Source organism: Acinetobacter sp. UBA2581, assembly GCF_002339435.1.
GTDB lineage: Bacteria > Pseudomonadota > Gammaproteobacteria > Pseudomonadales > Moraxellaceae > Acinetobacter > Acinetobacter variabilis.
Window position 1 is genome coordinate 18,898 of the sequence record NZ_DDLD01000062.1, and the last position, 22,466, is coordinate 41,363.

Here is a 22,466-nt window from a genome sequence, read left to right on the forward strand (position 1 = left end):
TTTCATGCAGCTTAAATTAGCCTGCAGCAGCGTCAACTACTGGAATCTTGCCAATTTTCGCTTGCCAGATTTTTGGAGCAGTCGCGTGTACAGATGTACCATTTACGTCAACTGCAACAGAAACAGGCATATCTTTCACTACGAACTTGTAGATCGCTTCCATACCCAGATCAGCAAATGCAACCACTTCAGCTTCACGGATTGCTTTAGATACGAGGTATGCAGCACCACCAACCGCCATGAGGTAAGTTGCTTTGTTGTCTTTAATTGCTTCAACAGCAGCAGGACCACGGTCCGCTTTACCGATCATGCCGTAAAGACCAGTTGCTTCTAATACCTGACGAGTGAATTTATCCATACGAGTCGCAGTTGTTGGACCTGCAGGGCCTACAACTTCGTCACCTACTGGATCAACAGGGCCTACGTAGTAGATAAATTTGCCTTTCAGATCAACAGGAAGTTCTTCACCGTTGTTCAGCATGTCTACCATACGTTTGTGTGCAGCATCACGGCCAGTATAGATCGTACCGTTAAGAAGTAATGTATCACCTGGTTTCCAAGAGTTCATTTCTTCTTGGGTAATGTTGTCTAGGTCAACACGTTTAGAAGATGAGGAATCCCAAGTGACTGATGGGTAGTCTTCAAGGCTTGGTGCTTGAATATGCGCAACACCTGAACCATCAAGCGTGAAATGTGCGTGACGGGTTGCAGCACAGTTCGGGATCATGCCGACTGGTTTGCCCGCAGCGTGACAAGGATAATCTTTGATCTTGATGTCTAGAACAGTGGTTAAACCGCCAAGACCTTGAGCACCAATGCCCAATGCGTTTACTTTCTCGAAGATTTCGATACGAAGTTCTTCAAGTTTGTTTTGTGGACCACGACGCAGCAATTCGTCCATGTTGATCTCTTCCATCAATGCTTCTTTTGCAAGCATCATGGCTTTTTCAGCAGTACCACCAATACCGATACCCAGCATACCAGGAGGACACCAGCCTGCACCCATAGTTGGAACAGTTTTCAGTACCCAATCTACGATTGAGTCAGACGGGTTCAACATTGCCAGTTTAGATTTATTTTCTGAACCGCCACCCTTAGCAGCAACAGTGATGTCTACTTTGTTACCTGGAACAAGTTTGTGATAGATCACAGCAGGCGTGTTGTCTTTGGTGTTCTTACGGCCAAAAGCAGGGTCAGCCAGTACAGATGCACGAAGCACGTTAGAGTTTTCAAGATAACCTTGACGTACACCTTCGTTGATCGCATCGTCCAGGCTCATGGTTAAATCAAATTTAACATCCATGCCCACTTCAACAAATACGTTGACGATACCAGTATCCTGGCAGATAGGGCGGTGGCCTTCTGCACACATGCGTGAGTTAATTAAGATTTGCGCGATCGCATCTTTCGCAGCTTTGTTCTCTTCACGGTCGTACGCACGGCTCATCGCTTGGATGAAGTCTTGTGGATGATAGTAAGAAATGAACTGAAGCGCATCTTTAACCGATGTGATCAAGTCATCTTGCTTGATAATAGTTGTCATACAAATATCTCTTGAGCGGGCTGTTAGCTAGCGGGCTAAATTATAAGACAAATGAATCTGGTTGTGGGCGTTTTGCAGGGACATTGGCCAAAAGTTTATAGTTTAAGCAATAAGGCATATTACTTTGGCTGAAAGATTGGTTAAAAATGACCGGTTTTTGTCATATTTACTGTCATATTTCAGCTTAAAGTTTATTTGAATATAATTAAATTTATTATAAATATATGATTTTTATTAATTAATTAAAATTATGGAAATTTCATCATTGTCATATAACTGTCATAAAACTTTTACATAATGCGCTTATCAAATGAATGATGAGTTTTCTTTATGACCCTGACTAGTGTATTGATGGTAATTGCTTTTAGTCTTTATATCGCTGCTACTTGGTTCTACGGCCAGAAAGAAGATCAAGCTTAAGCTTTATCTTCTTTTTTACATTTTAAGAGCTAAAAAATTAGCCTATCTTCAAATCTTCAAATCTTNNCAAATCTTCAAATCTTCAAATTACCTTAATAAAAAAAACAATATTTCAATCATCTTGGTCTTGCCACAACATGCCTGTGACACAGTTATTTTTCTTCATTACATTATTAACCTAGAAAAACCCAAAGCCTGAAAACCCTTACACACAGCCAATTTTTTAGGGCTTAAACTGAGGTCTCTCAACTTCTATAAATAGGGCAATTGGAATGAGTAACTTTAATACAAATGACATCAAAGAACATGCTTCAGTAATTGCTTCAGATGGTACTCAAGTTGGTAAAGTGGATCATTTAGAAGGTCAGGACAAGATTAAATTGACAAGAAGTGATGACGAGAATAATGAGCATCATTTGATTCCGATTAGCTGGGTAAGCGAAGTGAAAGATGACAGCGTGATCTTGAATAAAACAGCAGAAGATGTGCACAAAGAATGGACCACGGTATAAGTATGATCGTTGCCTGACTTATTCTGGTTTGGCTTAAATACTCAAACTGGATGTAAGTTTAAAATAGGCAAATCTGATCTGTTAAAGTGGTAAATGCCAGCCCGATCGGCTGGCATTTCTTTTGTGTCATCAATATTTTTATTTTAATTTTATTTACTCATAGAGCAGATTACGAACTTGCATAATTTTTTGAGCTAGACAATCTGTAGATTATAGCTCCTTCAATGATTATTGAGAAAGTTTGTTAAATAGATCACTAAAAAACCACCCGATCTTTTGACCGGATGGTTGTGAGTGTTAAAGAAAATTAATTAGCTTGCTGATCTGCCTGAATCGCAGTTAAAGCAATGGTAAACACAATGTCATCGACCAGCGCACCACGTGACAGGTCATTCACCGGCTTGTTCAAACCCTGTAGCATCGGACCGACACTTACGACATTTGCCGCACGTTGTACTGCTTTATAAGTGGTGTTACCGGTATTTAGGTCAGGGAAGATAAACACATTGGCACGACCAGCCACTTGTGAGTCAGGTGCTTTCTGACGGCCCACACTTTCAACTGAAGCGGCATCGTATTGCAGTGGACCATCAATCAACAGATCAGGACGACGCTGTTTAGCAATCTCAGTCGCTTTCGCGACTTTTTCTACGTCTGCACCTGTGCCTGAAGTCCCGGTAGAGTAAGAAATCATAGCAATACGTGGATCAATGCCAAAGGCTTTTGCAGAGTCAGCAGACTGAATTGCAATTTCAGCCAGTTGTTCGGCATCCGGATCTGGATTAATCGCACAGTCACCATAGACATAGACTTCATCTGGCAGCAGCATAAAGAATACAGAAGAGACTAATGAATATTCAGGTGCTGTCTTGATCAACTGGAAAGCAGGACGAACGGTATTTGCTGTGGTATGTACTGCACCAGAAACCAGACCATCCACCTGATCAAGTGCCAGCATCATAGTACCGAGTACGACAGTATCCTGTAGCTGTTCACGTGCCTGCAATTCGTTGATTTTGCCTTTACGCAGTTCAACCATTTTTTCGACATAATTCTCGCGAATCAGGTCGGGATCAATAATTTCAAGATCGTGCGGTAAGTCAATATTACGTGCTTTGGCAACTTCAACCACTTCTTCCGGTTTTGCCAGCAAGATACAGTGCGCAATCCCGCGAGATTGACAGATCGCAGCCGCCTGAATAGTACGTGGCTCATCACCTTCCGGAAGCACAATACGTTTTTTCGCAGTAATCGACTTTTGTACTAGCTCATGACGGAATGCAGAAGGAGACAGACGTGGCTTGTAAGAACCATTAATTAGCTGTGCAATCCATTCTTCATTTAAATGACTGGACACAAAACGAGTGACCTGTTCAGCACGTTCAGTATCATCACATGGAATTTCATTGCTTAAATTGGCTAGACTTTGGGCAGTTTCAAAAGTGCTGAGTGGCGTATGCAGAATAGGCAGACCATGTTTAATCCCTGTCTGGCAGAACTCCAATACAGTCGAATTTGGCTCATAATGTTCAGTCAGCACCAAACCTGCCAATGGAATGCCATTGCTGCTCGCCAGGCTACTTGCCAGCAAGACATCAATCCGGTCTGATGCACTGATAATCAGTTCGCCAGCCACGAATTTATGTAATTCATGTTCAATATTGGACGCAATTAAACTGCTGTGTAAAACACGGCGCTGCTTTGCTTCACCCAGATTGACCCAGTCTGCTGAAATATGTGCTGCTAGGTCAGAAATACGTGGCACACTTAAAGTATTGCTGAATGGAACCAGACCAATGACTGGAAGCTTTTCAGAACCAATATGGGCATGGGTTTTCTGAATAGCTGCTATAAATTTGTTGGTATCACTGATCAGGCGTAAACCGGGATCAATAGTCACCGGGATCTGTGCAGAATCTTCTGGTAAGCCTTTGGTGCGCATAAATAATACGCCAGCCATACGGGTAGAAGAGGACCCACCTAAATAACGTAATTGGCTTTCAACTTTTTCAGCTGCCACTTCAGGCTGGTTGATATCAGCATTGCTGACAATGATGACTTTGGCATCTAGTGCCTGCGCCAAGGCTGCATTAAAGCTTGGCGCAAAGGTATCGCGGCTATTTGGTACCAAACCTTCAACAATAATCAGGTCGTGATTTTTGGCAATCTCACGATGCAGGCGTACTGCATCTTCAAGCAATTCATCTGTTTCACCCAGATTAAAGCGCTGAATCAGACTTTCATAAGTAATCGGTTCAACGGTTTCACTTTGGGATAAATGACGATAGAGTGCTGTAGTGCGATCTGTTTCCTGACTTTTTTCCTGTGAAAAAGGTTTCACAAAACCTGCTTTTACCCCTTGGCATTCTAAAGCATATACCAAACCTAAACAGGCTGAAGTTAAGCCGACGCCTTCCCCGGTCGGCACCAATAAAATCGTTTTCATAAGTAATATCAGTCGCGCAATAATAGAAATTAGGTAAAAGGGAACCGGGCTTGCTTATGCAAGCGCAGCTTCAGGTTCAGACTTTTTTGCAGTAGCTTGCTCCACTTCATGCTCTACCACATAATGAGTTTCTTTCGCGATTCGGCCTTCTTCATCAGTCGGAACTACCCAGATTTGTGGGCCTGTACCGTTATCGATCCGGCCTTCAGTGCCGCGCTTCAAACTGCTATTAGCGTCTTTATCCAGGTTGAAACCGAAATGTGGTAAATAAGCCATGGTTTTTTCACGAATATACGCCGAGTTTTCACCAATACCACCGGTAAAGAACAGACCATCAATACGTGGCAGACCACAGCTTAAAGCAGCTAAAGATTTCGCCAGACGGTAGCAGAATACTTCAATCGCAAGAGTCGCATCTTCATTGCCTTGTTCTGAGGCTTCAATCAGAGTACGCATGTCATTAGACAGATTGTCAGATAAACCAAGCAAGCCACTTTCTTTATTGAGCATCTTGTCAATTTTATATACATCCCAGCCTAAGTTTGCAGCCAGGAAGCTATGCAAACTTGGATCGACATCACCACTACGGGTCCCCATCACCACACCTTCAAGTGGCGTCAGACCCATTGAGGTATCTACACTTTGGCCATTCCATACGGCACAGGTCGAACTACCATTACCGAGATGCGCTGTTAACCAGCCACCTTGTTTGAAGCTGCCCGCAAGTTCAGAACCGCGATCTGATACATAAGCATGGCTGGTACCATGGAAACCATAACGACGTACGCCATATTCGGTATAAAGGAATTTAGGCAGGGCATAACGGTAAGCATGTGCCGGCATGGTTTGATGGAAAGCTGTGTCGAATACTGCGACTTGTGGCAAATCTGGGAATAAACGTTTAGTCGCTTCGATTCCGATCAGGTGAGCCGGATTGTGTAAAGGCGCAAGTGGAGTTGCTTCGCGAATTTTTTCAATAATTTCGTCAGTAATCAGTTCTGCCTTGATCAGGCTGCCGCCATGTACCACACGGTGACCAATGGCATCCGGCTTGTAATTCGCCAGACGCTCTAAACCTACTTCTAGCGCTTTCTTATGATCTGCAAAAGGAATATGAATATCGACGGGTTCATTACCGACAGTCACACCTTTAATACGGGCATTTTCTGTGCCTAAGTTCTCAGCTAAGCCGTGAATACGGAAATTCTGTTCTTCAAGCAATAGGGCAAACTTGATTGAAGAAGAGCCACAATTAATAACTAATACTGATTTAGACACGATTGTTTACCCGATTCTAATTAAAATTCTCATCCATTTCGTTGACCTGTCTGCTGGCAAAAGCGACACAAGATAGGTCTGTGATCATGTTTTAACATGGGTTTTTTTACTGTCCTAGATAGACTTTAGCCGATTAGACTTAAGCATTATCGACCATAGCGACAATAATAATTAAAATTTATCAGTTCATAGTTTTCATTTATAAATAAAATACTGTTAAAAAATGATCTATCAAACTGTAGCTTATATTTCTTAAAAATAATGTTTATTTATTCTATCTTTTAGGTATGGATATGAAGAAATTATATGCAATTTTATAAAGGTTGCATATTTACTTGAACATGTCTTTTATCAACTCAATGCATAAAAATCAGCCTTGCGAACAAGGCCGATTTTATTATCTATTTACTGACGAATCTGACCATCACCGAAGACTACCCATTTCTGGGAAGTCAGGCCTTCTAAGCCAACCGGGCCACGGGCATGAATTTTATCTGTCGAAATGCCGATTTCCGCACCCAAACCATATTCAAAACCATCAGCAAAACGGGTAGAAGCATTGATCATGACTGAACTCGAATCTACACCAGCTAAAAATTCGCGAGCGATGCTGTAATTTTCCGTAATAATTGAATCGGTATGATGCGAGCCATATTTATTGATATGTTCAATAGCTTCCTCAACACCTGATACGATTTTAACTGCCAGAATCGGACCTAGATATTCGGTGTACCAGTCTTCCTCTGTTGCTGCGACTACCTGATTGCCCAAGATACGCTGGGTTTCACGACAACCACGAAGCTCTACCTGTTTTTCCTGATACAGCTCAGCAATTCGAGGCAAGAAGTCTTCTGCAACTTTCTCATCAACCAGCAAAGTTTCCATGGCATTACATACGCCATAACGATGGGTTTTGGCATTTAAAGCAATGGGCAGTGCTTTGAGCAGATCAGCCTGTGCTTCAACATAAACATGACAATTCCCGTCCAGATGTTTAATCACAGGCACACGTGCCTCTTCAGTAATGCGCTCAATTAAGCCTTTGCCACCACGCGGTACAATCACATCGACAAATTCAGTCAGGGTAATCAGCTGGCCAACCGCAGCACGGTCAGTTGTGTTAATCACCTGAACTGACGCTTCAGGCAAACCTGCTACTTTCAAGCCATGCTGGATGGCAGTTGCAATGGCCTGGTTAGATTCCAAAGCTTCTGAACCGCCACGCAGAATAATCGCATTTCCGGATTTCAATGCCAGTGAAGCAGCTTCCAGAGTTACATTGGGACGTGATTCATAAATCATGCCCACTACGCCTAAAGGCACACGCATCTTGCCAAGCTGAATGCCTGTAGGACGGTAAGCCATATCGGTAATTTCACCAATTGGATCTTTCAGGCTGATCACATCTTTCAGGCCCTGTAACATACCTTTAAAGCGTGCGGGGTTGAGTTCTAAGCGATCAAGCAGGGCACTGTCCAGATTGTTCTGGTGAGCTTTATTCATATCAATCTGGTTGGCAGCCAGAATAGCGGCCTGACTGTTTTCTAAAGCGGTATAAATTGCTGACAATGCGCTGTTTTTAGTTTGGGTAGACGCACGAGCCAAAATGCGAGAAGCCTGGCGTGCCTGCTGTCCTACCGTTTGCATGTATTGTTCAATAGACTCTTGCATAGCGGTTCAATCACTTAGAAATTTCACTTTGATATTAACAGTCTGATGCCGGACAATGAAGCCCATCACTTAAAAATCATAAGCTTTTCACTGTTTCTAAACATTTTGAAATTGTTTTATCTTTAAAAGCAGATAAGTGGTTGTCGAATCAGTTGCTTGTGAAAAGCCGCTCTGTATAGAATGAAATGTAGCGACATAGATGTCATTGATATAATTACTACAGCGCAGGATGCGTGTTCAGGATAATCGGAATAATCCTGAAGCATAAGATCTGTAAATAATGACTTGCACAATAAAAATAAGGCAAGGACGGAGGAAAGGAATATGAATTCCATTATCCAGATGGATGCCCAGGCATTGGACCAACATAGCCATTATGGTTTTTTTGATCTTTATGATAAGCACAGTTTCAAGCAACCAGCACGTACGACATGGATCGATGGCTGGAAAATCGAGTATATGGCCATTGCGCGTCCTGATACTTTGCATATGCGCCCAATGGTGATTATTGGGGGAGCTTTTCAGAACTTTAATTCTTACAAATATTGTGTAGAACAGTTATTTGATGCGGGACCTATTATTTTAATTGATTTACCTTCCATGGGGGCCAACCAGCAAATTACTAACGTTGATACCGGCTTATCTGCAGGAACACTTGAACTCGAAGATCTGGCCGCGATGCTAGGCCAATGGCTGGATCAGATGCAATTGCCTAAGGTGGCTATTCTGGGAATGTCTCTGGGTTCAGTGGTGGCTTCCTGTCTGGCGGATCAGCGCCCTGAACTGGTAGACCGTATGATTTTAATGGGTGTGATGCAAAAGACCCGTAAAAGCTGGCGCATGCTGCTGGAAGAATCTCTGCATTTAATGAAAGAACAGCGCATGGATGAATTCGGCCAAGCGGTGATTCTGTATCTGGTCAATCATGCACGTTTAAAAGAAACCCGTATGTCGCCAACAGCAAAACGGTTGTTCTTTAAGCAGATGTCCGAGTTTACTGCCACTGAGCAGGACCGCTATGATATCAACTGTAACCGTCTTTTAAGACTGACCAATGTACCGATTCCTCAATGCAAAGTTTTGGTGGCTTGTGGGCAATATGACAGCTTTACCTTGCCACATGAGAATGCCAATTTTGCCCTGCAATGTCCAAACATGCAGTATGTGCAGATTGCTTCTGCAGATCATGTGCCTCAGTTACAGCGCCGTAAAGAAACCATGCATTTGTTTGCAACTTTCTTGCGTGATGAACCGGTTGATCAGCTCGAAGGTATTATCCCGTTCACCCGTGAACAGATGCAGCAGATCGAACGGCGCGGTGAAGAGCGGATTACGGTTCAGGATCCACAGCGTTATTTAAGTCATCGTCATTCTGATCTGGTACTCAAGGCAGAAATTATTGATATGAATTTCTTTGGGGTATTGCTGGAATTGGAACCTGGATTAACCGATCTGGCAGCCGCATATCCACGTGATCTGGCTTTGTATCTGGAAGATGAAGAAGGCGAATTCAAGATCGAATGTTTGATCTTCGAACATGATGATACTCAGTTACGTGCTTTGTTCAAGCATGGCAGTTTTGATGTGGCAGAGCGTTTACTACGCTTTGTCCAGAAAGAGAAAGCCCTTCAACAGGCTGAAGTATTCGATGCAGTCATCTAAACAATAGAATTCATAAAAAAACAGCGTAATTAAACGCTGTTTTTTTTCACTGCATGAATCATCCAGACCAAATCGCCTAGATGTTCATCCTGTTCATAATGAGGATTCTGCTGTCGAGGCTCTGCAAAATAACGTTTTGGTTGTTCGACCTCCACCTGCATAAACCCAGCTTGCTGAAAAAACTGCTGTAGTTCTTGAGGTGATTTAAAATGAAAGGTAAACGCACTGCGTGACATGAATTTCAGCAGACGGCTGCAGGCCCAGATAAAGCTCGCCAGTTTATTTTTGACCGGTTCAGGATAAATATCACTGAGATAATGCACTTCACTAAAGTCTTGACCATATTCGGTAATGCCTTTGAGTAAAGTAAACAGCATTTTTTGATCAAAGTAATTGATCAGGCCTTCACTAATAATAACGAGAGGTTGCTGCGGGTCAAAGACTTTAAAAATATTCGCCAGTTCTGCACTAAAAATATCGGCACTCAATACTTCCGGGGCATCCTGATCAATCTGCTGCAAAGCATTGGTTTTGATCCTAGCCATATCGGGCAGATCCAGCTCCCGATAATTAATCCCGGGAAATTTCTGTCTAAAATTCCAGCTGCGTGGGGATAAGCCACTGGCAATTTCCAGTACCTGTAATTGAGGATATTCACTAATTAACTGACCTAGGTGTTCGTCAATCATTTGATGACGCTGTTTCAGGGTGGTGCGCATACTGCCGCCTACATGACGTTCAGCCCATGACTCCAGTGGATGAACCAGTTTGGCAAGGAATTTACCTTTAGAGGTAGCAAATACCGGATGTGAAATCCCCATTTTGTACCAGATATAGCCAGTATAGTGTGCAGTAAAAGAAATATGGCGATGTTGTGAAAGAGATTCTGTCATGTCGTCCTGACCTTATTGTTGTTTTAATTCAATGCTGCTCATTAATATAGCAGTCTTTTCAACATGATAATAAAAAAGGAACACCTTGTCGTGTTCCTTTGTCGTATTCAGATCATTAAAAAATTACAGAACCTGATCTTTAAACTGGCTGATTTCATCACGGATCTGGCGCCATTCATCTCCAAGATCCAGTTCAGTGCCGATCCGAATCTCTGGAATTTTTCCGCGCATGCGTTCCAGGCGGTGCTGATTGGGCAATAGCAGATCCTGAATGCCCTCAAGTGCAATACACTGTGCTGCGCGATCATTACAGACCAATCCCATATCACAACCTGCTTTTAATGCCGCCTGAATCCGGGCATCAGCACCGCCAGCCACACAGGCAGCCTGCATGCTTAAATCATCCGAGAACAGTACGCCGTCGAAGCCAAGTTCTTGACGTAACACTTTCTGAATCCAGAATTCTGAGAAACCGGCTGGATTTGGATCAACCTGACTATAGATAACATGGGCAGGCATAAGCGCATCGAGTTGTGATTGTAACTGGATAAAAGTCTGCATATCCTTTTGCTGGATTTCTTCATAGCTGCGCATATCAATGGCAGCGGCCACATGCGAATCGGCCTTAACCGAACCATGTCCCGGGAAATGTTTGCCAGTCGAAGCCATACCAGCACGTTTCATACCTTTCAGGAAAGCACCAGCCAGTGGAATAATATCCTGAATATTTTTAGCAAAGCTACGGTCGCCAATCACATCACTAATATAATTCAGATCCAGCACAGGCGCAAAACTAAAGTCAATTCCGACAGCCAGTACTTCGGTGGCCATTAACCAGCCACATTTCTCGGCCAGTTCCAGTGCTTTTTCACGATCAGTCTGGTAAAGCTCACCAAATTTACCCGTAGCAGGCAGCAGGGTAAAGCCCTGTTTCAGGCGCTGTACACGGCCACCTTCCTGATCCACTGCAATCAGAATATCTGGACGAACCTGGCGCATATGATCAGTCAAGGCACGGACTTGGGCAGGAGATTCAATATTGCGACCGAATAAAATCACACCACCGACTTGTGGTGCACCCAAGAGTTCAATATCTTCTTGAGTAAGGGTAGTGCCTGCGATGTCGAGCATCAATGCGCCAATCATATGCGGAATCCATTTTAGAATTTTCGGGGAAAACAATACCTGAATTCTGCAATGATTTGCTACACTTTGTCAGCACAGAATATGATAAAACTACACGACATAAACATATTAAGTTGTTTAAGATGCTGAATACTTTAAGTTCTGCTCGAAAAGCAACACGGTCAAATTGGTCTTGAGGCCAAGGAAGTACGAATTATTTATGAAATTTCAAACAATAGCTTGTGCAGTTGCGATTGCGACAGGCGGATTATTTTTTACCCATGTGGTGAATGATGCAATTGCAGCTGATGGTAAAGAAGTAGTCAGCAAAGCAGTGCTTCAACCTTCTCAAGAACAGGCATTGGTATCCCGACAACTGGCAACTCTCGTTGATCGCCAACATTATTTGAATATGCGTCTGGATGCTCAGACTTCACAGCGTATCTTTGATTTTTATATTGACAGTCTGGATGCAGATCACAGTCTTTTTCTGGCATCTGAAATAGAAGATTATAAAAAACGCTATGGCGCTACTTTCGGTGCCAATCTGAAAGCTGGTAATTTGTCTGGCCCTTATGAAATTCATGCACAGTATCGTGAGCGTTTAGCCCAGTTCTATACCTTTATGCTGGAAGAACTGAAAAAACCGCAAAACCTGAATCAGAAGAATGTATATATCGAAACGGATCGCGAAAAAGCGCCATTCTTTAAAACTCAGGCTGAACAACGTGCTCACTGGTCAAAAATGCTGCTTTCTCAGCTGATTAACCTGACGATCAGTAAGGAAGAAGAGCAAGCTAAGCAGAATGCACTCAAAGCCAATCCAGAACTGGCAAATGGCCAGGATCTGACTGGGCCGGAAGATTTAACACCTGCTCAAACTCTGACTAAGCGTTATACCCGTCAGTTAGAACGTCTTAGCCGGATCAAGAGCGATGATGTACTGGACAAAACCCTCAACGCGATGATGCTGACTTATGATCCGCACAGTAATTATTTCCCGCCTGTAGATGCGATGGAGCTGAACCGTCAGACTACATTGCAGCTGGAAGGGATTGGGGTGTCGATTCGTCCGGAACGTGGTAATGAAGATTACACCAAGATTGAAACCATTGTAGAAGGTGGGCCTGCCAGCAAATCAGGACAGGTAAAATCAGGTGACCGTATTGTTGGCGTTGCTCAAGACGGCGAACAGATGGTCGATGTAATCGGCTGGCCGAGCAATGAAATTGTTGGCCTGATTCGTGGTAAGCGCGGCACCAAAGTAACGCTGAAGTTATTAGGCCCGGGTGCGACCATGGGACAGGCGCGTAATGTCAGTCTTGTACGTGATGTGATTCAGGAAGAAGATGCCGGGGTTAGAACCCGTACCGTTGAAATCCAGCGTGATGGTAAAAAATATCAGTACGGTGTGATTGAAATTCCATCTTTCTATCTGAACTATCGTGCCCGTCGTGCGGGTACCGACTATCGTTCAGTATCAGAAGATACCAATAAAGCTTTGAAAGAACTGGCTGCGAAGAATGTTGCCGGTATTATTGTGGACTTACGCAATAACCCGGGTGGTTCACTTGAAGAAGTGGCACGCATGCTGGGACAGGTCATCAAATCGGGTCCTGTAGTTCAGATTCGTGATGGTAACGGTAATGTCAGCGTCTTTGAAGATGATGATGGCGGCGCACAAACCTATGCTGGCCCATTGGCAGTAATGGTGAACCTGGCTTCTGCATCTGCAAGTGAAATTTATTCAGCAGCAATTCAGGATTATGAACGCGGCATCGTGATTGGTAGTACCACAACAGGTAAAGGAACTGCACAGGTTCAGCTGGATAGCTTGGCGCATGGTCAAGCAACGCTGACTCAGCGTAAATTCTACCGTGTGACCGGTGGTAGTACCCAAAATAAGGGCGTGATTCCGGATATCAAACTGGTCGATATCTATAACGAAGAATTTGGTGAACGTAAGGCTAAAAATGCCCTAGAGTGGGATACGATTCCAACTGCACCATTTAAACGTGAAGGTGTGGTACAGAAATATGTACCGGAACTGGCCAAGTTATCTCAACAGCGTGTCGCTCAGAACCCTCAATTCAAGTATCTGGAACAGCGTACAGCGGCCATGAAAAAAGTCGAAGACCAAAAACGTGTAGTTCTGGATCTGGAACAGCGTAAAGCTGAGTTGCTGGATATCGAGCGTAAAGCTTTAGAAGCTGAAAATGCCCGCCGTGCTGCAACCGGCCTGAAACCTTATCCGAACTGGGAAAGTTATCAGGCTTCTCTGGATGCCATGGTTGAAGCTCGAGCAAAAATGAAAGCCAAAGAGCGTCCAGCATTACCGGAAGAAGAAGCTTTTGTACTGGAAGCCGCGCATGTCTTGGCTGACTATGCTCAAGCACAGTCTAAACAGTAACTTTCACATAAAATAATATGATTTCTAAAAACAGCCTATCTCGATAGGCTGTTTTTTTGTGCAAATAAAATGCAATATCAATTAAATATAAAGTGCTATGTAACTAAATAAAAAAGAAAAATTTGTGATTTATGTCGAATAAAAAAGCTGGAATATTAAAGTTAATCAATTGATAAAATCTCAAAGACTTCTAATATATAAGCTGAATTTTTTATTTTATCGATTCAGGGCAATTTTAAACTCCACTCCAGCTACTGAAGAGATAAAAATATTGCAATAAATTTTGTATATAGCTTCAAGTTTGAAGCAGCCGGGATGAACTCTGAAAAGAGTATTTTATTTTTTATAGGGCGTAAATTTAGCGGGGAATCGTGCGAATACAGCTGCGCAATAAAATAAAAATGATCGCCCAGATGGAACATTTTATATGATTCATGCTCATCATGATGTCAGTCTGCTTATTGGATCGATGGCTGTGGCATTTATTGCCTGCTATTTGACGCTTACGCTTGAGCAGATTCTATTTCGTAATGTGTCGCTAAGGTTGAAAACCCTTATTTTACTGTTTAGCGGTGGCTTGCTGGGACTGGCGATCTGGGGAATGCATTATGTCGGCATGACGGCAGCTCATTTTCCTGATGCTTATGATATCGATACTGCACTCACCTTAAGTTCTTATATGATTGGGTTTGTAGGAGCAACCTTTGCCATCTGGCTCACCACCCGTAAAACCTTGCCTTGTGCCCGTCTGATTCTAGGTGCTGTTCTGATGGGGCTAGGCATGTCAGGAATGTACTATGTGGGGATGCTGGGCCTGAATGTTAAAAATCATGTGACTACCTATCACCCTTTATTAATGATCTGTTCGATCCTGATTGCAACGAGTGGAGCGGGACTCAGCTTCTGGGTGGCATTCAAATATCGACAGGCAGTACAAAGTACGATCCGGATGAAGCTCGTGGTCGCGAGTATGCTTACGTTGACCATTGTCGGGATGCATTATACGGGTATGGCGGCACTCAGTTTTTATGAAGATGCCCATCCATTGAGCCAGATCAGTCATTCCCATTATGACTTGTTATTTTCAGTCATCCTGATTAGTTGTCTGGTACTGGTGACTGCATTTGGTGTAGCCATGCTGGAGTTACGCTTTGAATCACGTAACCGTCAGCTGATGCTGGCCAATAAAGAGCTGGCGAATCAGGCGATTCAGGATAATCTCACCAAACTGCCAAACCGATTATATCTGGTCAAATATGCACAATTGCTATTTTCTGACCGGCAGCAAGATGCCCAGCATGAAATCGCTTTTCTATACATTGACCTAGATCGCTTTAAAGCCGTGAATGATGTATTTGGCCATCACGTTGGAGACCAGCTACTGATTCAGCTGGCTTATCGTATTCATCAAATTCTGGGAGATGATTCCAAACTGCTGTGCATCGGTGGTGATGAATTTCTGCTGGTGCTAGAAAATACTTCAGTAGAACAGGCCTCGAAAATATCAGAAAAGATTCTGGAACTGATTCAGGAAAGTTTCCAGATCAGTGGCAAGACCATTAATATCTCGGGCAGTATCGGGATCACCATGTATCCGAAGCATGGTCAGAATCTGCAGGATCTGCTGATCAATGCAGATGCTGCCATGTTGACTTCCAAGTATCAGGGACGGAATACCTATTCTGTTTTTAATTTCTCGACCGATCAGCATGAAAGCAAAAGCCAGAGCAAACTGATCAATGATCTGTATAAAGCAGTAGAAGAGCAGCAATTTATCTTGGTTTATCAGCCAAAATTTACCCATGATGAGCAGATCTGTGGTGTAGAAGCGCTAATCCGCTGGAAGCACCCATTGCATGGTTTGTTGGGTCCGAACATGTTTATTCCCGGAGCAGAAAAAACCGGTCTGATTATTCCGATGGGCTACTGGGCTTTGGAGCAGGCCTGTAAACAGATTCAGCTTTGGGAAGCTGATCATGCTGATTTTTTCCCGATCGGAGTCAATTTATCTGCAATTCAGTTTGAGCATAAGCATCTGATCAGTACGCTGGAGCAACTTCTGAATCAATATAAAATTGATCCTCAACATTTGATGATTGAGATTACTGAATCGACTGCCATGCATCATATTGATTCGAGTATCCGGGCTTTGCAGCAGTTGCGTCAAATGGGCATCCAGCTAGCGATTGATGATTTTGGTACTGGGCATTCCAGCTTTCTGTATTTAAAAAACCTGCCTGTCGATGAGTTAAAAATTGACAAGGAATTTATTCAGGGTCTGAGTGCAGGTTCCAAGGAAGAAATGATTCTGGAAAGTATTATTCAGCTGGCCATTAAACTCGGCCTGAAAGTAACGGCTGAAGGAATTGAAACTGTGCAGCAAGCGGAAATTTTGACCCGTTTGGGCTGTCAGCAGATGCAGGGCTATCTGCTGGGTAAACCGATGGATGTTGAGCAACTTGAAGCTAGGACCTTTGTTTCTTAAATTCATTAAATCACTATTTAGAATTTTTTTTTATTAAACTAATCAATTGTAAATTATAAAATTTATGTGGTTATCGATTTATAATTTTTAGATTGAGTAGTGAATTCAATCTGCTAAATAAACGAGTCAAAAAAATATCAGTTCAACCGGAAAAGAGAATGGGAAACTACGATTTCTCCAGTTTATAGGGCTGCTTATTGGCTCTAGAAATCTGCTACAATATCGTCAATTTTTTCATATTGATCGTATTTGATCTTGAGCACTGCGGTTCTGCAGTAGGTATTTTCCATGAGTTTTAAAGATGAGTTAGCGGCGCAGGTCGCTCAGCGACGTACATTCGCCATTATTTCCCACCCAAATATTTGACACCATTTCAAGCCCATTTAACCTATTTCAAATATAATAATAAAACCATTGTAAGTACTGTAAAAATATAAAAATATTGTTATTCTTTGTCTGATATGTCTTTCAACCCCGTTCAATAGATTTCAAGTCTAGTCAGTATGTTTGTGTACATATGTGTGTACATATTTTCTAGAATTTTCTATTTGAAAAAAATATGTACACAGGTGGAGTAAAATGCCTTTAACAGATACGTGGCTTAAGAAGAATCTAGATCGTGAACGTTCAGCAATACATACGGAGCCTGATCAAGATGGATTGAGCGTTCGTGTTTCTCAAAAAGGAAAGCTCACTTTCCAGATGCGTTTTCGATATAACGATAAGCAAGCTCGTTTAGACTTGGGAACCTATCCAAATATGAGCCTTAAAGAAGCTCGTATTGAATTGCAGAAAATGAAAGCAATTTTAGAAAAGGGACATGACCCACGTATTCATAAAAAAGTAGAACTTCACAAGATCACAGAGGCTGTAACTTTTGAAGCGTTATTTCGTGAGTGGCATACGAAATATAGTATTCCAAACAAAAAAAATGCAGATCAATATTTGAGATCATTTGAACTTTATGTTTTCCCAAAGTTAGGTAGCATACCTGCTGAGCAAATTACATTACATATGTGGTTAGATTTACTAGAAGAGCAATTTAAACAGTCGCCATCGATAACTGATCGCATTCTTACGAATACAAAGCAGTGTTTGGATTGGGGGATTAATCGAAAATTAATTGAGCGAAATCCCATAAGACATATCACTGGAAAGCGTGACTTAAATATTAAGAAAAATAAAACTGTTCGAGTATTACAAGATGATGAGTTGTCTTTAATTTTTAAAATTTGTGATGAGTCTAGAACATCATTAAGGAATGTTTTATTTCTCAAGTTATGTTTGTTTTATGGTAATCGATATAGTGAGTTGAGGCTTGCACGGAAATCAGATTTTGATTTTAGTAAAAATACATGGACAGTACCGTATGAAAATCATAAGACAGGAGAAAGTAAAGGTGACATTGTTCGACCTATTATTGATGAGATCAAACCGTGGCTTCAGTCTGCAATGGATTTGAGTAATTCTGAATACATTTTCCCACATGAAAATGGCAAAGAGCCAATGGGGCGTAGTGGGCCAACAGATACCCCTTATAACTTCATGCAATTTGCAAGGAAGAATTATAAAATTGAAATGGATCATTGGTCTATGCATGATTTGCGGCGTACAGCAAGGACAAATTTCAGTGCGTTTACAAGTAGGGATGTTGCGGAACTGATGGTTGGTCATGTGATGCCTGGGGAACAGGGGACATATGACTATTATGATTATCAAAAAGAGATGTCGAAGGCTTATAAAAAATGGTGGAAAAAATTAAGTAATCTGTCTAGATAGACAGATTACTCATTTGGTTGTTATTGAAATATTTGATTAGCCATTCGTTAAACGTTTCTTCATCCCAAAGGCTAGTAGAGCCAGCGCATTTCTTAATAGGTTGAGGCATTGGTTGCTCGAACATTTTTTGATTAGGTTGTTGGTAACGCCATAAAGTCGATGCAGAGCAATTTTTGAGTTTGTGGCGAATTTCTTTAGATGTTAAGTAGCCCATATCTTTGATCCTTTTGTGATTATCGCAATTAGAAAAAAGAACTAATTTTTTAACCTTAAATATTGGCTGGAAATCAACCTATAATGTTAAAACTATTAGATCAGTTCATTGATGGGGTAACTATAAAATTTAGAAAATGTTTAAAATAGAGCAGTACGCATATCTGGAAATATAGTAGTATTATGCTATGCAATTATCTGTATTTTAATAAATTATGATTGATAAAAAATTATCAAGGTTAGAGCAGTTTGAGCAGGATATATGGTTAAACTTTTGTTACTACTATCAGTGTGAATTGGATAATGAATTAATAGAAACGGAGAATCAATCATATATTGATCAAAAAGAAAAAATCATAAAAAGAATGCAGCAGAATGATTTTCCATTGAGTGAGCAGTCAGCTTTTCATTTAGAAATGATGGGGGATGTGGTTTCAATCCCTTTCAAGCCATTCCAGATTGCACAGCTTTTAATGCAGATAAATACATTAAGACCTGAGGTGAATAACTTGCCTGCCAAAATTTTCCAAAGGCATTATTCAGATATTTTAATTGCTTATGTGCAAATGCTTGGTGGGGTGGAGTTTATTCAGAACAGTACACTTGCCAAAAGTGCAAAGGCAATCATTGCAGTCAAAGCTCGTTACGACAAGCAGTTATACCCAAGACGTGAAATTATATATCGTATTTTAAGGGAACAAGTGGCACGTCATGGTAAATGGAAGAATCTAAATCAAGCTGTTCATTTTGTGCTTGATGATCTGGTCAAAGCTTTTGAGGTTTACGATATTGAGTGGCTTCAGTCTGAACTTGTGCTTAAGCAAAAAATGCTCAGTGAATTAGAACAGGAGAGTAAGCAGTTGTACGCTAAAGCTCAGTCTGATGGCGTGCGAAGAAAGCCAGCATCAATTGCGAAAAAAATAGAAAAATTACAGCTCGAACTTAATAATCTTAATCAGATACTGAAAGCAAAATATCCTTCTAAAGAGATGGAAAAGTTTGGGTATAAGATGCCTTACAGTGGTGGATACATTGCTGAAACCATCATTCATGAGCTCCAAACTCAGCCCGATATATTGAAAGAAATCTTGTTCTAAAAGTTGGTTTTAATGTGGTTCTGTTAATTAGACCACTTAAGAGGGTGTAAATAATTCTGTGTAAATACAGTTTTAAAAATACTTGGTTACACGCTCTTCAAACATGATACTAAAGCGATTCATGGCAGCTTTCCAATTCTGAATAGGCATCGTCCATTTTTTGCTTGCTGCCATAATTGCTAAATATACCACCTTTTTCACGGAATCATCGTAAGCGTCCGCTGAACACACCTTCTGAATTCATCCTGTAAGCCTTAATTTAACCTGAGTTCGACTAACTCAGGTGGCGTACTAATGGAGTGGAAGGGGTGCTTTTTTTGGGGACGAATGTTAGGTACTGATGGCATTCGTGAAAGTAATATTGTTACCGAATGGATCGGCGATGGACATATTCTTGCTGCCCCAAGGCATATCTTGGATGCCTGGCTTGGCAAACTTATAATTCTTTTGATTTAGTTCCTTGCAGTAAGATTCTAGCTCATCTGTTTCAATGTTGATGGCACAGCCCGGACTACATTCCCCATGGTGTTCTGTTAGCAGCAAAATACATTGTCCTTTTGATACCTGCATGTAAAGAGGCGCGTCATCGGAGTCCCGATGTTCAAAGTCGATATTGAACCCCAAAAATTCAACATAAAATTCTTTGGCTTTGTTTTCATCAAATATTCTTATAAGAGGGGCTATTCTGGTAAATGCCATTTTTTGTTTCCTTTGGTTGCATAACACCTGAGTTAGGCAGCAGGCCCTAGCGCATGGCGGAGATTGGAAGGTAAGCGCTGTTGACCGTCTGATCGAAGTTCAGCATCATCAAACGCCATGTACACCCCCCACATAAACTCGGGGATTCGGTTGTTGCAGATTGCATAGCCAGCAAGATTGTTTATAGCCACGTCTGTTTCTTCGAACGACCCTTCACCAGATAAGAATTTTTCCGCGATAAACCTGGCAAGAGAGTCAACAAGTTCTGATTTTTCTGCAATTGAATAGACATCGATCACTTTCGAAAATCGGTTAATGAGCTCGTCATCTGGTCTGGGGTGCAGGCAGATTTTGTAAAGAGTATCGAGGATGTTCGTCATGCTGCCTAACGCCTGAGTTAGGTTGCCACTCATGGAATGATCTTGAAAGAATTGCTGGTCATGCGCTCTACGGGAACTTGTGGTGAGCGGATGTCAGCGCTTTGATGGACTCCTCCGACCAGTGCTGTGTACCGCACGGTCGTGTCTAATTCCGGAGAGCCATCACTAAGTTCCACGACAAAGCTAAGTGTCGCTTTGGCTGGAATGATGATGCTTTGGGATAAGCAACCATTCGACACGCCGCCCCAAGAAATGTGCGGCGCGCCGACCGCACGCAACGAAACAACGACATGTTCATTGCAGTTGACGATGTACAGACTCTCGTCCCTTGCAGTGACCGAGATCTTCACCTTTCTCCCTGGCAATGGCTCGGCCAGGACGTTTGTAGCCGATTGGAAAGCGGTCTCGCTTTTGGAAGGAGGCGAGCAGGGCGATGGCGAGTCATAACGTGAGCATCCAGCGAGGATTGCTATAACGATGACGACAAGAAACTTCATGGCAACCTAACGCTCAAGTTCACCGGACTGGCGAAGCCAGTTCCGGTGCAACGCCTTGTTAGATGACATCTAAAACTCAGTATGAACTGTATTGTTGCCACCAAGATGTTTGGCCTGATACATAGCGGCATCGGCTTTTCTAGTAAACAAAGATGGAGTCGAGCGTGCTGGAGGAACGCCTGTGCAAACACCAAGACTAACTGTTACACACTCTGAAACTTTTGATTTCTCATGTTTAATTGCCAAATCATAAATAGCTTGGCGCATTTTTTCAGCCCGTTCAATAAATGGCGGCGCGTCGTTTTGTAAAGATGATACAATTACAAATTCTTCTCCGCCATAACGCGCAACAATGTCGGAATCACGGGAGAAAAAGCTGCTAATTTTTTGTGCAACTAATCTCAATGCTGTATCACCTTCAAGATGGCCATAATGATCGTTATAAAGTTTGAAACAGTCGATGTCAATAAACGCGACGGCAATTTTTGCTTTTAATCTTTCATGCACTGACCATGAGCGATTCAGATGCTCTTCAAAATACCGTCTGTTGTGTAGCTGTGTCAGTGGGTCACGAACAATAAGTTCTTCAAGTTGTTTATTTTTCTCTATGAGAAGTTGATTCTGACGCTCGATATGTTGCTCGTGACGGACACGTTCAGTTACATCTTTTTGAATTCCGATAAAGTGAGTAACAGCATGGTTTTCATCAAAAACAGGTGAGAGGCTTAGCTCGTTCCAAAAGGGCTCTCCATTTTTTTTGCGATTGTGTAAAACAACACGACACGATTGATTTGCTCGTAGTGCCTGACGAATAGTATTTAATGACTCTTGTTCATGGTTGCTTATATTTAAAAAACGACAGTCTCTACCTAATATCTCGTCGAGCGTGTAACCAGTTAGTGTCTCAAAAGCGGGATTGACGTAAATGATTGGCCTATCTGCCCCCCCTCCCCCGGACTCTGTGATGACGACACCGTCGTTAGTGGCTAGTAATGCGGCCTCCAGAAGTTTAAAAGAAATCATATATTTACCATTTTGGTTTGTTTACTGCCTGTCATCTAACGCCTGAGTTAGACCGCGCAGAGTGTTTATTGCTCATGCTCTTGATCTGCAACTAATAGTCCACTGATCTTTTCAAAGCAACGGCCAGATGGCCATATTACATCAACCATATCTAGATCAGAAATATCAAATGGTGGTTAGAGGTGGTCCCACTTGTTTGAACAACTAAAAGCGTATTTATAAGTGATATTCCGCTCTAGTTAAGCCACCTTGTTTTGTTGGGGTAGCTGATCATAGTAAAACTCATTTAGCCTTGCGAAGCAGTGCTTCTCATGTCTAGACTCGAATGAGGTC

At 42.1% G+C, this 22,466-nt stretch carries 17 protein-coding genes and 2 pseudogenes; 7 read left to right on the top strand and 12 right to left on the bottom strand.

Features of this window, described 5'->3' with window-relative positions; all coding sequences use genetic code 11:
- Positions 1-16 precede the first annotated feature (16 nt).
- On the bottom strand, positions 17-1,543 hold the full coding sequence (locus B3Q46_RS07450; RefSeq protein WP_005232211.1) for a fumarate hydratase: 1,527 nt from the start codon (positions 1,541-1,543) through the stop codon (positions 17-19).
- A gap of 692 nt (positions 1,544-2,235) precedes the next feature.
- Between B3Q46_RS07450 and B3Q46_RS07455 the strand changes: the two genes are divergently transcribed.
- Positions 2,236-2,475, top strand: coding sequence for a DUF2171 domain-containing protein (locus B3Q46_RS07455; RefSeq protein ID WP_004781996.1), 240 nt, complete (start codon positions 2,236-2,238; stop codon positions 2,473-2,475).
- A gap of 307 nt (positions 2,476-2,782) precedes the next feature.
- On the opposite strand, the gene pta is transcribed toward B3Q46_RS07455, so the two are convergent.
- From pta to B3Q46_RS07470, 3 genes are all read right to left on the bottom strand, one after another.
- Positions 2,783-4,921: a phosphate acetyltransferase gene (gene pta / locus B3Q46_RS07460; protein ID WP_104426628.1), complete on the bottom strand. Its 2,139-nt coding sequence runs from the start codon at positions 4,919-4,921 to the stop codon at positions 2,783-2,785.
- A 54-nt stretch (positions 4,922-4,975) separates the two neighbouring features.
- On the bottom strand, positions 4,976-6,199 hold the full coding sequence (locus tag B3Q46_RS07465) for an acetate/propionate family kinase (protein ID WP_104426627.1): 1,224 nt from the start codon (positions 6,197-6,199) through the stop codon (positions 4,976-4,978).
- Between the two features lie 405 nt (positions 6,200-6,604).
- Positions 6,605-7,870 carry a glutamate-5-semialdehyde dehydrogenase gene (locus B3Q46_RS07470; RefSeq protein WP_005232205.1) on the bottom strand — a complete coding sequence of 422 codons (1,266 nt, stop codon included), beginning with the start codon at positions 7,868-7,870 and terminating at the stop codon, positions 6,605-6,607.
- Positions 7,871-8,194: 324 nt separating this feature from the next.
- Here B3Q46_RS07470 and B3Q46_RS07475 point away from each other — a divergent pair, with 324 nt between their 5' ends.
- Positions 8,195-9,532 (top strand): alpha/beta fold hydrolase, encoded by a 1,338-nt coding sequence (locus B3Q46_RS07475; RefSeq protein ID WP_034169889.1) that lies wholly within the window; start codon positions 8,195-8,197, stop codon positions 9,530-9,532.
- Between the two features lie 29 nt (positions 9,533-9,561).
- Here the strand turns inward: B3Q46_RS07475 and B3Q46_RS07480 are convergent, their stop codons facing one another.
- Both B3Q46_RS07480 and nagZ read right to left on the bottom strand, forming a co-directional pair.
- Complete coding sequence (locus tag B3Q46_RS07480; protein ID WP_005232201.1) at positions 9,562-10,425, bottom strand: class I SAM-dependent methyltransferase; 864 nt, start codon at positions 10,423-10,425, stop codon at positions 9,562-9,564.
- A gap of 123 nt (positions 10,426-10,548) precedes the next feature.
- Entirely contained in the window at positions 10,549-11,571 is a 1,023-nt protein-coding gene (gene nagZ / locus B3Q46_RS07485) for a beta-N-acetylhexosaminidase (protein ID WP_005232199.1), read from the bottom strand.
- A 199-nt stretch (positions 11,572-11,770) separates the two neighbouring features.
- Between nagZ and B3Q46_RS07490 the strand changes: the two genes are divergently transcribed.
- The 4 genes and pseudogenes from B3Q46_RS07490 (at position 11,771) to B3Q46_RS07500 (ending at position 18,224) form a co-directional block, all read left to right on the top strand.
- On the top strand, positions 11,771-13,960 hold the full coding sequence (locus tag B3Q46_RS07490; protein WP_005232197.1) for a carboxy terminal-processing peptidase: 2,190 nt from the start codon (positions 11,771-11,773) through the stop codon (positions 13,958-13,960).
- A gap of 427 nt (positions 13,961-14,387) precedes the next feature.
- Positions 14,388-16,445, top strand: coding sequence for a bifunctional diguanylate cyclase/phosphodiesterase (locus B3Q46_RS07495; protein WP_104426626.1), 2,058 nt, complete (start codon positions 14,388-14,390; stop codon positions 16,443-16,445).
- Positions 16,446-16,733: 288 nt separating this feature from the next.
- Positions 16,734-16,805 (top strand): annotated as a pseudogene (locus B3Q46_RS16420) (hypothetical protein); the annotation flags it as partial.
- Between the two features lie 219 nt (positions 16,806-17,024).
- On the top strand, positions 17,025-18,224 hold the full coding sequence (locus tag B3Q46_RS07500; protein ID WP_104426625.1) for a tyrosine-type recombinase/integrase: 1,200 nt from the start codon (positions 17,025-17,027) through the stop codon (positions 18,222-18,224).
- On the opposite strand, the gene B3Q46_RS07505 is transcribed toward B3Q46_RS07500, so the two are convergent.
- Complete coding sequence (locus B3Q46_RS07505) at positions 18,217-18,438, bottom strand: hypothetical protein (RefSeq protein ID WP_005232189.1); 222 nt, start codon at positions 18,436-18,438, stop codon at positions 18,217-18,219. The genes B3Q46_RS07500 and B3Q46_RS07505 overlap by 8 nt on opposite strands.
- Positions 18,439-18,652: 214 nt before the next feature.
- Here B3Q46_RS07505 and B3Q46_RS07510 point away from each other — a divergent pair, with 214 nt between their 5' ends.
- Complete coding sequence (locus B3Q46_RS07510) at positions 18,653-19,534, top strand: hypothetical protein (RefSeq protein ID WP_104426624.1); 882 nt, start codon at positions 18,653-18,655, stop codon at positions 19,532-19,534.
- Positions 19,535-19,606: 72 nt separating this feature from the next.
- Here B3Q46_RS07510 and B3Q46_RS07515 read toward each other — a convergent pair.
- The 5 genes and pseudogenes from B3Q46_RS07515 to B3Q46_RS07535 all read right to left on the bottom strand — a co-directional run.
- Positions 19,607-19,744 (bottom strand): annotated as a pseudogene (locus B3Q46_RS07515) (IS256 family transposase); the annotation flags it as partial.
- 120 nt (positions 19,745-19,864) lie between these two features.
- A complete protein-coding gene (locus B3Q46_RS07520) occupies positions 19,865-20,233 on the bottom strand; it encodes a glyoxalase superfamily protein (protein WP_104426623.1) in 369 nt (122 codons plus the stop codon).
- A 32-nt stretch (positions 20,234-20,265) separates the two neighbouring features.
- Positions 20,266-20,646, bottom strand: coding sequence for a hypothetical protein (locus B3Q46_RS07525; RefSeq protein ID WP_195726407.1), 381 nt, complete (start codon positions 20,644-20,646; stop codon positions 20,266-20,268).
- A complete protein-coding gene (locus B3Q46_RS07530; protein WP_228203547.1) occupies positions 20,643-20,852 on the bottom strand; it encodes a hypothetical protein in 210 nt (69 codons plus the stop codon). Before B3Q46_RS07530 ends, B3Q46_RS07525 begins: the two co-directional genes overlap by 4 nt.
- 327 nt (positions 20,853-21,179) lie before the next feature.
- Positions 21,180-22,133: a GGDEF domain-containing protein gene (locus tag B3Q46_RS07535; RefSeq protein WP_125278752.1), complete on the bottom strand. Its 954-nt coding sequence runs from the start codon at positions 22,131-22,133 to the stop codon at positions 21,180-21,182.
- Positions 22,134-22,466: the final 333 nt, after the last annotated feature.